We start from the raw sequence: 14,027 nt of genomic DNA on the forward strand, positions 1-14,027 counted from the left end.
TTACTCCTTGGGCACTGTCGCGGCGGGCGAAGTGTCGCGATGGATCTGCAATAGTGCTGTGACCAGTATTATAGCCGGCAAGCCGGCGGCCGCGGTGGCGAGGAAAAACCAGCCGTAGCCGTAGTGATCGACCATCCAGCCGGAAAATCCACCGAGGAGCTTGCCCGGCAGTGTCATCAGCGACGAGAACAATGCGTATTGAGTCGCGGTGTAGGCTGTGTTGGTCAGGCTTGAGAGATAGGCGATGAAGACCGTGCCTGCCAGGCCGCCGGCCAGATTCTCGGCCGAGATGGTGAGTGCGAGCAGTATCATGCCGGGATCGTCCGGTATCAGCAGCGGTGCTGGTGCGCTGGCAAGCAGGCGCGTCAACGGTGCCTGATCCGTCAGCGTCTGTGCGTTAGCGGCCACGAAATCCGGCGGCACGCTGGTCTGGCCTTGTGTCGCCAGCCAGGCGAATACGAGGTTGGCGCCGGTGGTCAGTAGCGCAGCGGCCCACAATGGCCGCATGATGCCGTAACGCACCACCAGCATGCCGCCGACGGCGGCACCGCCCAGCGTCATCAGCATGCCGAAGATCTTGGAAACGCTGGCGATCTGGTCGAGCGAGTAGTGCATGTCCAGATAGAACGGATTAGCCATGACACCGAGCGTGATATCGCAGATACGAAACACCGCGATGAAAGCCAGAATCACGAGCGCGCTTCGTCCGTAGCGTTTGAAGAAATCCGAAAGTGGGGCGATTAACGCGGTTAACACCCAACCGTAAGCAGTACGCGCCACGCCGTGTGAAAGGCCGATCTGGTCCAGATGCGTATCGACCCATGGCTCGTGTGCACGAGCGCTGGGCCGATTGGAGGCCTCCGGCTCGGCGACGATAAGCACCGTAACCATGCCTACACCGACCAGCATGGCCATGACCGCATAAGCGATGGGCCACGAAGTGCCGGAGGCGATGAAAAGCGCGCCGGCACCGGCGGTTAGAAGCGCGATTCGGTAGCCGGCTTGATAAGCCGCGGCCATCGCGCCCTGGATACTTGGTTCGATCGCTTCGATGCGCCACGCATCAATTGCTACATCCTGGGTCGCCGACGAGAACGCAACCAACAGCCCGAACCACGCCAGCCACGTGAGGTCCATCGCTGGGTCCGTGGCTGCCATCGCCGCCAAGCCTGTCATCAATCCAAGTTGGGCGACCAGCATCCACGCCCGGCGTCGGCCGAGCGTACGGGTCAGCACCGGCAATGGCACCCGGTCGATGACTGGCGCCCAGACCACCTTGATCGAGTAGGTAATCCCGAGCCAGGAAAAAAAACCGATCGCAGTGCGCGATACGCCGGCCTGGGTGAGCCATGCCGACAGTGTCGAGAACACCAGCAGAAATGGCAGGCCGGACGCAAAGCCCAGAAACGCCATGCTGGCGACGCGCGGCCGGGCATAGACCGCGAGTGCCTGCCACCAACCGCCGTGTCGACGCATATGCGTCGTATTGTCGTCGGGTGTTTCGCTAGAATGCGACGTCATAGTCGATGGTCAGCGGCGCATGGTCGGACAAGCGTTGCTCGCGGTAGACTGACTCGGCCGTGGCTTTGGCAGCCAGCGCTGGCGTGGCGACCTGGTAGTCAATCCGCCAGCCGACGTTGTTGTCCCATGCTCGGCCGCGCTGCGACCACCAGGTGAATTCGTCCTCGTTTGGATTCAGTTCGCGAAAGACGTCGGCAAACCCCCATTCGCCAAACAGTTTGTCCATCCATGCGCGTTCGTGCGGTAAAAAGCCCGAATTTTTCTTATTGTTTTTCCAGTTCTTGAGGTCGATTTCGTTGTGGGCGATGTTCCAGTCGCCACAAACCAGATAATCACCGGGCGCGGCTTCACGCTCGGCCAGCAGTTTGGGAAAATAGGCTAGGTAGCGCTCTTTTGAGTCCTGCCGGTGATCGCCTGACGAACCGCTCGGCGCATACAGGCTGGCGATGGATAATGAGCCGAAGCGCGCTTCGATGTAGCGTCCTTCGGCGTCGAATTCGGCATCGCCCATACCCCGAATGACTTCATCCGGTTCGCGCCGGGTGTAGATCGCAACGCCGGAATAGCCCTTGCGGTTCGTCGCGCCTTCGTAGAAGCAATGGAAACCGGCCGGCCAGAAGGCATCCATGCCTTGAAGCTGGTGTGGCTGGGCTTTTAGTTCCTGGATGCAGACCACGTCGGCGTCCTGCGTGGTCAGCCAGTCGAAAAAACCCTTGCGTTCAGCAGCGCGGATGCCGTTGGCATTGAAGGTGATTACGCGCATACAACGTTCAGCGTGGAATAATTGGCACGCATGATACCCATCACGACACGAAAATCACGATAACCATGACCGCACCCGACGCCGACGCTAGCCAAGCGTTTCTACGACTGGCGGCCGAGCATGACGCACTTAAGTTTGGTGAATTCACGCTTAAATCCGGCCGAGTGAGCCCGTATTTTTTCAACCTGGGCGCGATTGCGTCGGGCGATGGGTTGCGCCGTCTAGCTGAGTTTTACGCCCATGCGCTAGCTAGCGCCGGTATTGCGTTCGACACAGTCTTCGGCCCTGCCTACAAGGGGATCCCGTTGGCCGCGGCGCTTGCCACGGAATTAGCCGGGCGCGGCATCGATGCCGGCTTTGCCTACAATCGAAAAGAGGCCAAGGATCACGGTGAAGGCGGCAGCCTGGTCGGCGCGCCCGTGACGGGCCGTGTGGTGATCATCGACGATGTTATGACGGCCGGCACTGCAGTGCGCGAAGCGATTGAAACCATACGTGGCGCCGGTGGCGAAGTGGCGGCGGTTCTAATCGCACTCGATCGCGACGAGTGTGGCGCCGATGCACGCTCACCGACCGCCGCGCTCGAAGCCGACGAAGGTATCCCGACGATCGCGGTCGCGGGTCTAGCCGACGTGTTGGCTTATGCCCGGCGCGAAAATATAGGTCCCGGGACCGAAGCTGCCATCGAAGCCTACCGAGCCGAGTACGGCGCCTGAACATCCGCTGCATGGACGACGCGTACCCGTGCTCGGTACGTTTTAGTTGTAGGCCTCGGCCATCTGTTTGGCGACATCGTGCGCGAAGTAGGTGAGGATGCCGTCGCAGCCGGCCCGTTTGAACGCTGTGAGCGATTCCGCGACCACGCTGGCTTCGTCGAGCCAACCTTGTGCCGCCGCTGCCTTGAGCATGGCGTATTCGCCGGAGACCTGATAGGCAAACGTGGGCACACCAAAGTGCTCGCGGACGCGTGAGACCACGTCGAGATAGGGCATGCCGGGTTTGACCATGACCGAGTCTGCGCCTTCGGCCAGATCGAGGGCGACCTCCCGAAGGGCTTCGTCGCCATTGCCGGGGTCGAGTTGGTATGTCTTTTTGTCTGCCATGCCGAGGTTGGCGGCCGAGCCGAGCGCGTCGCGAAATGGACCGTAGAAGCTCGACGCGAACTTCGCAGCATAGGCCATGATCATGGTCTCACTGTAGCCATTGGCTTCGAATGCGTCGCGGATTGTGCCGACACGGCCGTCCATCATGTCGGATGGTGCGATGATGTCGGCGCCGGCTTCGGCGTGCGCAAGCGACTGGGCGACGAGTCGCTCGACCGTTTCGTCGTTAATGATTCGGCCGCTGTCATCCAGTACGCCGTCCTGGCCGTGGCTGGTATAAGGGTCGAGTGCGACGTCGGTAATAACACCGAGGTCTGGCACGCGCGCCTTTAAAGCGCGAATCGTGCGTGGAATGAGTCCATCGGGATTTTCGGCCTCGGTGCCATCGGCCGTTTTAGCGTTCGGGTCGATGACTGGGAACAACACGACTGCCGGAATGCCGAGCTGGGCGCTGGTTTCTGCGTGGTCGACCAGGGCGTCGATACTGCGCCGTTCGACACCGGGCATGGAGGGTACGGGCCCGGGCGCATAGTCGCTGACGAACAAGGGTTCAATCAGGTCGTCCGCACTTAGATTTGATTCCCGGCATAGGCGTCGGGAAAAAGCGTGGGCGCGACTCCGGCGCAGGCGCGTGGCCGGGAACCGGCCGGTAAACGGATGCTGCATTGTTGCGGTTCTTCGCGGGTTTGTCATGTATCTTAAGCGTGGCTTGCCACCAGTCAACGCCTGATATACTGTCTTTGGAAGGAGTGCCCGCGGCACCGGCGAGATCGTATGGTTCGACGCCGCATAACCGCGCGATGGTGTCTGACCGACGTCAGTTGCGTCGGCCGTTGACCCTTGAACGCCGGTCCGCTGAACGACGGGAGTCGTTGGTAAACGCAACACTAAAGATCTCGCGGGCTGGAAGCGCATCGAAAGCCGATTGACGCTGTCACCGCCCTGTGGCCCCGGCCGCAGGTGGAAATGCCGCCCGCCTGCCGTACGTCGAGGCCCAATACCGTGGTTGACCGTGAACAATTAGCCGAATGGCTCGTGGCGAGCGCCGATGGCGACCGCATCGCGTTTGAAAAGCTCTACGCCGCGACGTCGTCGCAACTCTATGCTTCGGTGCTGCGTATCCTGCGCAGTCCGGAACGCGCGCAGGATGTGCTTCAAGATGCGTATGTGCGCATCTGGCAGAAGGCGGGCACGTATGCACCGGAACGTGGCGCACCGCTGGCCTGGCTGAAGGCCGTCGCGCGCTATCGGGGTTTGGACGCACTCAGGCGCAAGCGCCCGGAAGTACCGATGCCGGAAGAGCCGGACATGGTGGCGCGTCTGTTGGAAGACGACCAGAGTCTGTCGCCGGACGAGAAAAACGAAAACCAGCAGTCGTTGGACGTAGTCAATAAATGCCTGCAGACATTGCAGGCGAAGCAGCGCGAGAGTGTTGTATTGGCGTACTACCAGGGCCTAACGCACCAGGAATTAGCTGAGCGCATGAATGCGCCGCTGGGTACCGTCAAGAGTTGGGTACGCCGTGGATTGGCGCGGTTACAGGCCTGCCTGGCGGAACAAACCGGTTAGCCACCGACACACCGACGAGTTTTAACTCGAACGCCAGGCCAGTGGCCGAACCGGCCGCTGGTTCGGCAAACGCCGCGCGTTGCCCTATCCGTTGACGACGTCGCTTATGGCGCCGGCCACATAATCCAGGTTGTCCTGCCGTAAACCGGCGACGTTGGCCCGGCCGGATGCAACCATGTAGATGCTGTACTCGTTTTTCAGCCGCTCGACCTGGTCGCTGTTCAAGCCGGTATACGAGAACATCCCGCGCTGGTTGGCGATGTGGCCGAACTGCTGCTCGAGCCCATAGGGCGCGAGTGCGTCCACCAGGTCGCTGCGCAGGGCATTGATGCGGCTACGCATCGCTGAAACTTCGTCGCGCCAGCGTGCGGATAACTCTTCGGAGTTCAGGATGGTCGACACGATTGCGCCGCCATGCGCGGGCGGGTTGGAATAGTTACCGCGCGCCGTCGTGGCGAGCTGCGAGCGCACATCGGTCATGGCTGATTCGTCGTGAGCGACCGCGATCAGGCAACCGATGCGTTCACGATAAAGCCCGAAATTCTTGGAACAGGACTGGGTGATCAGCGCTTCGTCACAGGACTCGGCGACCAGCCGCGGACCGAAGGCGTCGTCTTCCAGCCCGTTACCGAAGCCTTGGTAGGCGAAATCGACCAGTGGCAGCACACCGCGATCGCGTACCACGTCGACTACTTGTTGCCATTGCTCGCGATTCAGATCAAACCCGGATGGATTATGGCAGCAGGCATGCAACAAAACGATGTCACCGGCCGGGATCGACTTCAAATCGGCCAGCATGCCGGCGAAGTCGAGCTGATTATTATCGTCGACGTAGGTGTAGCGCTTGATCGGCAGGCCGGCCGCCTCAAACAGCCCGATGTGGTTCGGCCAGGTCGGTGTGGGCAGCCAAATCGAGGCCGTTGGGAACTGGGTGCGACAGAAATCGCCGGCCAGCCGTAGCGCGCCGGTGCCGCCCGGCGCCTGGGTGGCGGTGGCCCGGTTGGCAGCCAGCACGGGCGACGCTGCACCGAACACCAGCCGTTGTATGCTGTCACCGAATTCGGGGTCGCCGTGTGAGCCGATATAGGTCTTGGTTGCTTCCTCGGTCAGGCGCGTTTTTTCGGCTTCGTGGACGGTTTCCAAAATCGGTGTGCGGCCGTATTCGTCGCGATACACGCCGACACCGAGGTCCACCTTATTGGGGTTGTTGTCGGCCTGGAATTCTTGGATCAGGCCGAGTATGGCGTCACCCGGGACGCGGTCCACGTTCTCAAACATCGATTCGTACCTTGTGCGCTTGGCGCGTCGCGGCGACGGCGATGCGCGACGTTGGTAAAAGGTTGCGTAGCTTATGCTACCCGCTGTCGGCTGCCGTGCGCTAGTGGTGCTCGGCGCAGCTGATCAGCCGCCGATATAAGACATTTCGACGCGCCGGCCGGCGGTTTCATGTTGCGTCGCCGCGGTCCGGCGCTCCGAGAAGCGGTCGGTGCGGGTGCGCCAGATCGAAGCCAGTGTGGACTCGATCGTCGCGTCGTCGGCGCCATCACGAAGCAATGCACGCAGATCACGACCGTGAACGCCGAATAGGCAGGTGTACAACTCACCGATTGCCGATAACCGTGCCCGTGAACAGCCGCCGCAGAACGGCTGGGTAATCGACGCGATCACGCCGAATTGCAGGCTGTCGTCGGTTAAGCGCCAGCGGTTGGCGGTCGCACCCGGCGCGGCCGGCGCTAATGCCGTGATGTCGTGTTCCGTGCGTACGGTGTCGACGATCTCGCGCGCCGGGACCACGTCATCCAGCCGCCAGCCGTTACTCGCGCCGACATCCATATACTCGATGAAGCGTGGTACCACGCCCGTGCCGCGAAACTGTTCGATCATGGGCAGGATCTGGTTTTCATTGACCCCGCGTTGTAGTACGCAGTTCACCTTGATCGGCCCCAGTCCGGCACTCTGCGCGTTGTCGATCGCGCCCAGCACGTCAGCAACGGGGTAATCGACGTCATTGATCGATCTGAAAACCGCGTCGTCGATCGCATCGAGACTGAGCGTGACCCGGCTCAGGCCGCTCGCGGCCAGTGCCTCGGCGCGTTCGTGGGTCAGTAGTGACCCGTTGGTCGTCAGACAGAGGTCGTCAATGCCGTCGATGCGCGCCAGTCGGTCGACCAGTTCTGGCAATCCGCGTCGGAGCAGGGGTTCGCCGCCTGTCAGGCGGAGCTTATGGACACCCAAGCCGGCAAATAGCCGGGTGAGTCGTTCGATCTCGTCGAAGTCGAGCAGTTCGCTTTTCGGCAGGAACAAATGCTCGGCGCCGAAAAGCTCACGCGGCATGCAGTACGTGCAGCGAAAGTTGCAACGATCAGTCAGCGAGATCCGCAGATCGCTGAGGCCGCGATTGTATTGATCGGTCGGTTGCACGGGGTTGCTCGAGCGCCGCTCCATACACCGAGTCTGGGCCCGATGCTACGTTTCGGCAAGGTCCGGCGAGTACACGAATCCGGTTGTGCAGTCGCTAGCCCTTGTTCGCCTGACGCGACACCAGTTCCTTGATCTTTTCATACGGCTTGCCGCCGGTTATGACGCGATTGCCGATGAGCAGCGTGGGTGTTGCGCGGACGCCGATCTCCTGGCCGACCTTTTTCTCGGCGTTGACCGTATCCTGGGTTGCATCATTGGCAACGCATTGTTTGAGCGTTTTGGTGTTCACGCCAGCTTCGACGGCCAGGTCGAGGAAATGGCCCATCGGCTTATCGCTTTCACTCCACTCAGCTTGAGTGGCATATAAGCGGTCGTGGTAGGCCCAGAAATCGCCTTGACGCGCTGCGCAGCGCGCGGCGACGGCCGCCTTGGGCGCGTTCTGGTGCATCGATAACGGGAAGTCGAAAAATAGATACCGGACCTTGCCGCTGGCCACCAGTTGTTTGCGGATTTTTTTCGCGACCGGGGCAAAGGCGCCGCAGGCTGGGCATTGATAGTCGCCGAACTCGCGGATTGTCACCGGTGCGCTCTTAGAACCGATCGCCACGCCGCGCTGATCGTAGTTCTGGCGGAATTTTTTCATCGTGGCCGCGCTGAGGCGCTTGGAGTTGTCCGCATCGGACTGGCGCGAGCCATTGCCGACAGCGCTAAGGATCAGGAGTGCGACGATGATGAGAATTCCGACAAGGAACACCGGGATGGCAAAGGCGCCGATCAGGCGCCGGCGATCGGGGTTATCGTCGCTCATGGGCTTATCAACTCCATTGCTGGCACGGCCGGCAGTATACGCACGGGCGCCCGCCGGGTCAGCCCGGCGGGTGGGTAGGTGTTAGGTGTGTGATAGTTTTTGCTCCCGATGCGACTGGCTTTGTTCCGATAATGGCCCCATGAACGTATTCACGACCATGGCTGCAATCGGCGTGGGCGCTGCACTCGGCGCCAACCTACGCTGGGCGCTGGGTTTGACGCTGAATTATTTATTGCCGCAACTGCCTTTGGGGACGCTGGCGGCCAATGTGCTCGGTGCCTTCCTGATCGGGCTCGCGATCGCGCTGTTAGCTGCGGCCCCCGTTACCATGCCGGCCGTATTTCGACCGCTTGTCATTACCGGGTTTCTGGGCGCTCTAACCACGTTTTCGACATTCTCGGCGGAGATTTTCAACCAGTTGGCCGAGGGGCGGCCGCTGTGGGCCATTGCTGGCATCGGTGCACATGTCCTGATGTCATTGGCCGCTGTAGCCCTTGGTGTGGGGTTGGTCGGTCTGGCCCGCTACGGCCTGTCGTCGTAACGGACGATACGCCGGGCCTTGATTACAGCGCTTAGATGTCCCACAGATCATGGTGAATCCGCGATAATTGTGGTGGTGGCCTCCGAAATCCGGCCCGGACAACCACGGTTGCTGATGATACGACAGCGCAATGTCACGACGCGGCTAATCAAGGCGTGATTCCCTCACTGCCCGATCCGACGATCTGGAATTATCTGTCGATGCCGGTGATAACGGCCATTGTTGGCTATATCACCAACGTGGCTGCGATCTGGATGATGTTTCATCCGGTTCGTTTTGTCGGCATTAAACGGCTGCGGCTTGGCTGGCAAGGCGTGGTGCCGCGGCGTGCGTCGACCATGTCGGGCATCGCCGTCGACACTATCGTGGGACCGCTGATCACGCGCGAGGATATTGTAGGCCGGCTCGACGCGGACGCGCTGGCCGAACGCTTGCGACACTCGAGCGAAGAACTGGCCGACGCCATCGTGGACGAGATTGCGAGCCAGTACTTCCCCACGACGTGGGAAAGCATGCCGGCATCGCTTAAGGCACAAGCGCGGCGCCGTGTACGCCAGCAGGCGCCGTGGGTGGTGCGCGATCTGATCGCCGATCTGCAAGGCGAAATCGACTCACTGCTGGATTTAAAACATCTGGTCACGCATGCGCTCATTGCTGATAAGCGTCTGCTGAACCATATCTTCAAACAAATCGGACATCGCGAATTTGTTTTCATAGCGCGCGCCGGCGGCATTTTCGGGTTTTTGTTCGGCCTGATTCAGATGTCGGTCTGGGCGGCCTGGCAGCCGTGGTGGTTGTTGCCGGTTTTTGGCGCACTTGTTGGTGGTGCCACCAACTGGGTCGCGCTCAAGATGATTTTTAATCCGCGCCAGCCACGCCGGATCGGACCGTTTCGGGTGCAGGGTGTTTTTTTCCGTCGTCAGGCAGCGGTTGCCGGTCAGTATGGTCGACTAGTCGCCGAACGCTTACTGACGCCCGATAATCTGGCGTCGGCGATATTCACCGGGCCCAGGGCGTATCGCTTCCGAGCGCGCGTGGCCGCACGCATCGAACGTGGTTTCGATGACGCGTTGGGGCCGTTGCAGCCGCTGGGGTGGCTGGCAGTCGGCCGAATGCGGCGGGCATTGATACGCGGCGCGGCCGCCAACAGCTTGGCCCGGGGGCAGCAGATGATTGAGGCGAATCGCGATGATTTGACGCGGCGTATCGGTTTGGCTGATTTATTGGCCGATCGATTGCGTTCGCTTGCGCCGGTCGACTTCGAGCGCATGCTGCGGCCGGCATTCGAGCAGGACGAATGGTTGTTGATATTGGCCGGCGCAGCGCTCGGCACCGCGGCCGGCGTGTTTCAACTAATCACGCTTTTTACCAGCGTGATCGTTCATGCACTTTAAGCACGCGTCGTTACGCGAACGTGTGACCGGCTAAACTTGAGGCGTCGTTGCCAGCCGACTGAGCAGCGCACTAGAGGCCGCAAAGAGGAAACGACATGCCCGAGACCAAGCAATCGCCGCGTGCCGGCGATTTCTCCTGGAAACGTGAGCTCCACCGCTTGACCGACGATTGGCCAGTGGCCAATCGTGTGTTCCGCGGCATGGCCGATAGTCGGCACCGTGCCTTGATCGAGCTGAAACAACAGCTCGATGCCGTTGAACAAGAAGCCGCGCGTGCCAGCCAGCCTACGATTGCTGAGCTGATGAGCGAACGTCTGGCGCTCGCCGAACAGGTTGATGTGGCGTCGGCGATAGACGCCCTCTATCGGCGAACGCTGGCTGCACTCGTGCCCGATGAGCTTCTGATGGTGCGGCGCTTGGTGACAGTCGGTGAGGCGCCGTTGGCCCATATCGGCGTCGCTCGTTGGCCGTTCGGCCGAGCCCGCTGGTGGGTGCTGGAAAATGCGACGCCCCTGGGGCGCGATGCGGGTGTTGCACTGCCAGACCGAGTGGATGTCTACATCCGGCAATTGAAATCGTTGGCGCTGGTCGACGAAGTGCCGGCTGGCGGCCAGCTCGAGACGGGTTTCGAGCAATTAGGCGCCGAAACCGGCGTGCGACGGGCGTTGGAGACGATCCGGGGCACCACCGGCCAGCGCCCCAGGTTCGAACGTCGAAGTCTGAGGCCAAGCAGCTTGGCGACTGCTCTTATCCAGGCCGGTGGTATCTCGTCCGATGCCGAACGGGAGGCCTAACCGCGCGGGCCGTAGGCCAACAGATCACGTGTCAAATAGCCTCGCGAAGCGCATATCGCGCGCTTGATTGGCCATTTACTCGGCAGCTGGATCGTTATCCGCACCGCCGTTTCGGAGTTCGTTTTCGAACGCCTGAGCCTCTGTCTGGCCTGCTTCGCGCAACTCAATCATGCGGCGTGCATAGGTATTGAGTCGCTGTTCGTGTACCGAACTTGGTTGGAAGGTGGGCACCGGAGCCTTGGCGCCGTCGTCATCGAGTGCGACGAAGACGAGGATGCAGTGCGTGGTCAGCTGATTGTCGACATAGCGTGGGTTACGTGCGTGAACACTGACCGAGATATGCATGCTCGAGCGGCCTGTATACATTAATTCAGCGTGCAGGGTGACCAGGTCGCCGACGTTTATCGGTGCCACGAACTGAATGCCGCCGACGTACGCCGTCACGCAATAGCAGCCGCTCCAGTTGGCGGCACAGCTATAGCCGGCGTGGTCGATCCATTTCATGACCTGGCCGCCATGGACCTTGCCGCCGAAGTTGACATCCGATGGCTCGGTCAGAAAACGCAGGGTAATGTCGTGTTCGGCCATGAAGCACACTCAGGCAGTGGAGTTGAATAACCATGATGCCTTATACCGATGCCATGTGGCGTGGCGGCCATGGCGTCAACGCCCGTCGGCACATACGCACTTGGCCAGCGGTTACCGTGCCTCGTCGGGCGTGGGGTGTGGTTCGAGATGGACCCGGGCGGCACGGTGGCCGACAACGTCAACATGGCCAGTGTAGCGTTGGTCGCCGCGCTGGTAGAACTCGAAGCAGTAACTTCTGCGGATGCGCCAGCCATTGGGGCGGCCACGGTCTAGCCGCCATCCCTTAAATGCCAGCTCGTCGATGAAATAGAGGCCGTGTTCACGGCAATGACGTTTGGCAGCGCGTCGCGCGACATTACGCGCGCCAAGCGTGTGCCACCACACGAGTAAACCGACGGCCAGTCCCAATAGCCAGGGCAGGAGATCGAACGAGGTCATCCGAGGCGCATGCGCTGAGCTACCAAGCTTAGTTGGCCGGCACCATAGATTCGTTCACGGTTATCAGGCGATCCACATCGCATCGCCGTAGCTCAGAAATCGATAATCGTGGGCGAGAGCGTGGTGGTAGGCGTTTAGCACCGTTTCGTGTCCGGCGAATGCAGCAACCAGCATCAACAGGCTGGATTGTGGTTCGTGGAAATTGGTCAGCATCGCGTCGGTGACGTGGAACGTGTCTCCGGGTTTGACGAACAACTCGGTTTCGCCGTTATAAGGCGCAATCGTGGCATCGGTGGGCGCGGCGTGCGCGGCGGTCTCGAGCGCGCGCACCACGGTTGTGCCGATCGCCACCACGCGGTTCGATCGTGCCCGGGCCGCGTCGATTGTCTGGCAGGTGTGCGCATCGACGCTGAGTCGTTCGCTGTGCAGGCGTTGTGTGTGGATGTCGCCATCGCGTAGCGCTTGATAGGTGCCGGCACCGACATGGAGCGTGACGGTGGCGGTCTCGATGCCCCGAGCCGCGAGCTCGGTAAGAAGCGCGTGGTCAAAATGCAGGCTGGCTGTCGGCGCTGCCACAGCGCCATCATGGCGTGCCCAGACGCTTTGATAGCGAACGCGGTCATCTGCAGTGTCCGGCCGCTGTATATAGGGCGGCAATGGGGTGTGACCGGCGTGTTCGACCAATTCGGCGATTGGCTGCGAGGATTCGGTTTCCAGCGTGAATAATTCGCCGTCGCGGGCTGCCACCATCAATTCGGCTGCGCCGACCTGGATACGGGAGCCGATCGTGGGGGCTCGGTTGGCACGGATTTTAGCGCTTGCTTGGTGCTGGCCCAGAATCTGCTCGATGAGTATCTCGACCCGGCCGCCGCTTTGTTTGTGACCGAATAAGCGTGCCGGGATTACCCGCGTGTCGTTGAAAACCAGCACGTCACCGGCGGTAAGCTGATCTGGCAGCTCGGCAAACGTTTGGTCGGACAGTGCGCCGGTGTCTCGGTCGAGACATAGCAGTCGCGCATCGCGTCGTTGCGTTGGGGGATGCGTCGCGATCTGCTGTGACGGCAGGTTGTAGTCAAAATCGCGTTTATCCACGATACTGCGGGTCTGGTTTGATCGTCGAACAGCCTAGCGGAGTTGGCCAATGAGTGACAGCGAAGCGCGCATCGGTTACCGCATGTTTATTCGCGTTGTGGTTGTTGGCGCGGCGTCACTGACGGTTCTCGCGGGCTGCGCTAATCAAAAGCCCGTTATGTACGGCGATCACGGCAATGGGGTATCGCAGGCAATCAAGGTTTGTGAGCAGCGTGCCCACGCGCATGGCCTGAGCTATCGCAAGGGGGGTCATATGGCGCGCCGCTCGGCCGAACGGGGAGCGGTAGGTGCGGCCGGTGGCGCTGCAGCCGGTGCCATTTATGGCAATGCGGGCCGAGGCGCGGCCGCCGGCGCTGCCGGCGGTGTCGTGACCGGGCTGACGCAAGCGCTTTTCTCCAGCCATAAACCGGCGCCAATTTATCGGCGCTACGTCAATCGATGCCTCCGGGATAAGGGCTACAAGCCACTAGGTTGGCGATGAATGTGGCCGGACCGCGCAGCGCGTCTGTGCGCTAGACTTGATACGTGCAGCCGTTTTTCGATGTTCGCCATGCGATGTTCAAACCGACAATCAATGCCCACGCTTATCAGTTTAGCCGCTGCCGTGCTTTTGGCGGGCTGTACGCCACCGCCACATCACCAGGGCCCAAAGCAGATCAATACGCCTGCTGATGCCGTTCAATCGACGCCGGCTCCGCGTCAGATGGGCCATGCCCGGGGCAATACGGGGCTGACCAGTGACGTCGAGCAGTTGAAAGATGCGCGCAGTACTTATAAGCGGGCGCAGGAGCGCCGGCGAGCGCGCGTCAAGCGCAAGCAGGCGCGCTGCCACAAGGCTGAGAATAAAAAAGAAGTGCCGATTAACGAAGGCGGTCAAAGCGGTGCCCGTTTTTGCCAGCAAACAGACTGAATATAGAGCATATGCCCGGAAGACGCCCGCTATAGGCGCTTCGGAGTAGCGCGATATGGGGCGACTGGTGGCGTAGTCATGGGCC

At 61.1% G+C, this 14,027-nt stretch carries 16 protein-coding genes; 7 read left to right on the forward strand and 9 right to left on the reverse strand.

Going from position 1 to position 14,027, the window contains the following annotated elements; genetic code table 11:
* Both HKX41_08005 and xth read right to left on the reverse strand, forming a co-directional pair.
* Positions 1–1,413, reverse strand: a complete 1,413-nt coding sequence (locus HKX41_08005; protein ID NNC24098.1) for an MFS transporter — start codon at positions 1,411–1,413, stop codon at positions 1–3.
* 91 nt (positions 1,414–1,504) lie between these two features.
* Entirely contained in the window at positions 1,505–2,284 is a 780-nt protein-coding gene (xth, locus tag HKX41_08010; protein ID NNC24099.1) for an exodeoxyribonuclease III, read from the reverse strand.
* 65 nt (positions 2,285–2,349) lie between these two features.
* Here xth and pyrE point away from each other — a divergent pair, with 65 nt between their 5' ends.
* Positions 2,350–3,000, forward strand: a complete 651-nt coding sequence (gene pyrE, locus HKX41_08015; GenBank protein NNC24100.1) for an orotate phosphoribosyltransferase — start codon at positions 2,350–2,352, stop codon at positions 2,998–3,000.
* Positions 3,001–3,042: 42 nt separating this feature from the next.
* Here pyrE and hemB read toward each other — a convergent pair whose 3' ends face one another.
* Complete coding sequence (hemB, locus tag HKX41_08020; GenBank protein NNC24101.1) at positions 3,043–4,053, reverse strand: porphobilinogen synthase; 1,011 nt, start codon at positions 4,051–4,053, stop codon at positions 3,043–3,045.
* Positions 4,054–4,353: 300 nt separating this feature from the next.
* Between hemB and HKX41_08025 the strand changes: the two genes are divergently transcribed.
* On the forward strand, positions 4,354–4,956 hold the full coding sequence (locus HKX41_08025; protein NNC24102.1) for a sigma-70 family RNA polymerase sigma factor: 603 nt from the start codon (positions 4,354–4,356) through the stop codon (positions 4,954–4,956).
* Positions 4,957–5,040: 84 nt separating this feature from the next.
* Here HKX41_08025 and HKX41_08030 read toward each other — a convergent pair whose 3' ends face one another.
* The 3 genes from HKX41_08030 to HKX41_08040 form a co-directional block, all read right to left on the reverse strand.
* Positions 5,041–6,234, reverse strand: a complete 1,194-nt coding sequence (locus tag HKX41_08030; protein ID NNC24103.1) for an aspartate/tyrosine/aromatic aminotransferase — start codon at positions 6,232–6,234, stop codon at positions 5,041–5,043.
* A gap of 123 nt (positions 6,235–6,357) precedes the next feature.
* A complete protein-coding gene (gene moaA, locus HKX41_08035; GenBank protein NNC24104.1) occupies positions 6,358–7,401 on the reverse strand; it encodes a GTP 3',8-cyclase MoaA in 1,044 nt (347 codons plus the stop codon).
* A 70-nt stretch (positions 7,402–7,471) separates the two neighbouring features.
* Positions 7,472–8,185 carry a DsbA family protein gene (locus HKX41_08040; protein ID NNC24105.1) on the reverse strand — a complete coding sequence of 238 codons (714 nt, stop codon included), beginning with the start codon at positions 8,183–8,185 and terminating at the stop codon, positions 7,472–7,474.
* A 139-nt stretch (positions 8,186–8,324) separates the two neighbouring features.
* Here HKX41_08040 and crcB point away from each other — a divergent pair, with 139 nt between their 5' ends.
* The 3 genes from crcB (at position 8,325) to HKX41_08055 (ending at position 10,914) form a co-directional block, all read left to right on the forward strand.
* Complete coding sequence (gene crcB / locus HKX41_08045; GenBank protein ID NNC24106.1) at positions 8,325–8,726, forward strand: fluoride efflux transporter CrcB; 402 nt, start codon at positions 8,325–8,327, stop codon at positions 8,724–8,726.
* Between the two features lie 155 nt (positions 8,727–8,881).
* Entirely contained in the window at positions 8,882–10,120 is a 1,239-nt protein-coding gene (locus tag HKX41_08050) for a DUF445 family protein (protein ID NNC24107.1), read from the forward strand.
* Positions 10,121–10,215: 95 nt separating this feature from the next.
* A complete protein-coding gene (locus HKX41_08055) occupies positions 10,216–10,914 on the forward strand; it encodes a hypothetical protein (GenBank protein NNC24108.1) in 699 nt (232 codons plus the stop codon).
* Positions 10,915–10,989: 75 nt separating this feature from the next.
* Here the strand turns inward: HKX41_08055 and HKX41_08060 are convergent, their stop codons facing one another.
* The 3 genes from HKX41_08060 to queA all read right to left on the reverse strand — a co-directional run bounded on the left by HKX41_08060 (position 10,990) and on the right by queA (position 13,032).
* Complete coding sequence (locus tag HKX41_08060; protein ID NNC24109.1) at positions 10,990–11,502, reverse strand: acyl-CoA thioesterase; 513 nt, start codon at positions 11,500–11,502, stop codon at positions 10,990–10,992.
* A 111-nt stretch (positions 11,503–11,613) separates the two neighbouring features.
* Entirely contained in the window at positions 11,614–11,940 is a 327-nt protein-coding gene (locus HKX41_08065) for a DUF3301 domain-containing protein (protein ID NNC24110.1), read from the reverse strand.
* Positions 11,941–12,003: 63 nt separating this feature from the next.
* The gene (gene queA, locus HKX41_08070) at positions 12,004–13,032 is read right to left on the reverse strand and encodes a tRNA preQ1(34) S-adenosylmethionine ribosyltransferase-isomerase QueA (GenBank protein NNC24111.1); all 1,029 of its coding nucleotides are present in this window, start codon (positions 13,030–13,032) and stop codon (positions 12,004–12,006) included.
* Between the two features lie 82 nt (positions 13,033–13,114).
* Between queA and HKX41_08075 the strand changes: the two genes are divergently transcribed.
* Both HKX41_08075 and HKX41_08080 read left to right on the forward strand, forming a co-directional pair.
* Positions 13,115–13,513, forward strand: a complete 399-nt coding sequence (locus HKX41_08075; protein NNC24112.1) for a hypothetical protein — start codon at positions 13,115–13,117, stop codon at positions 13,511–13,513.
* 93 nt (positions 13,514–13,606) lie between these two features.
* Entirely contained in the window at positions 13,607–13,942 is a 336-nt protein-coding gene (locus tag HKX41_08080; GenBank protein ID NNC24113.1) for a hypothetical protein, read from the forward strand.
* Positions 13,943–14,027: the final 85 nt, after the last annotated feature.

Origin of the sequence: Salifodinibacter halophilus, from assembly GCA_012999515.1 — a bacterium.
GTDB classification, from domain to species: Bacteria; Pseudomonadota; Gammaproteobacteria; order Nevskiales; family Salinisphaeraceae; genus Salifodinibacter; species Salifodinibacter halophilus.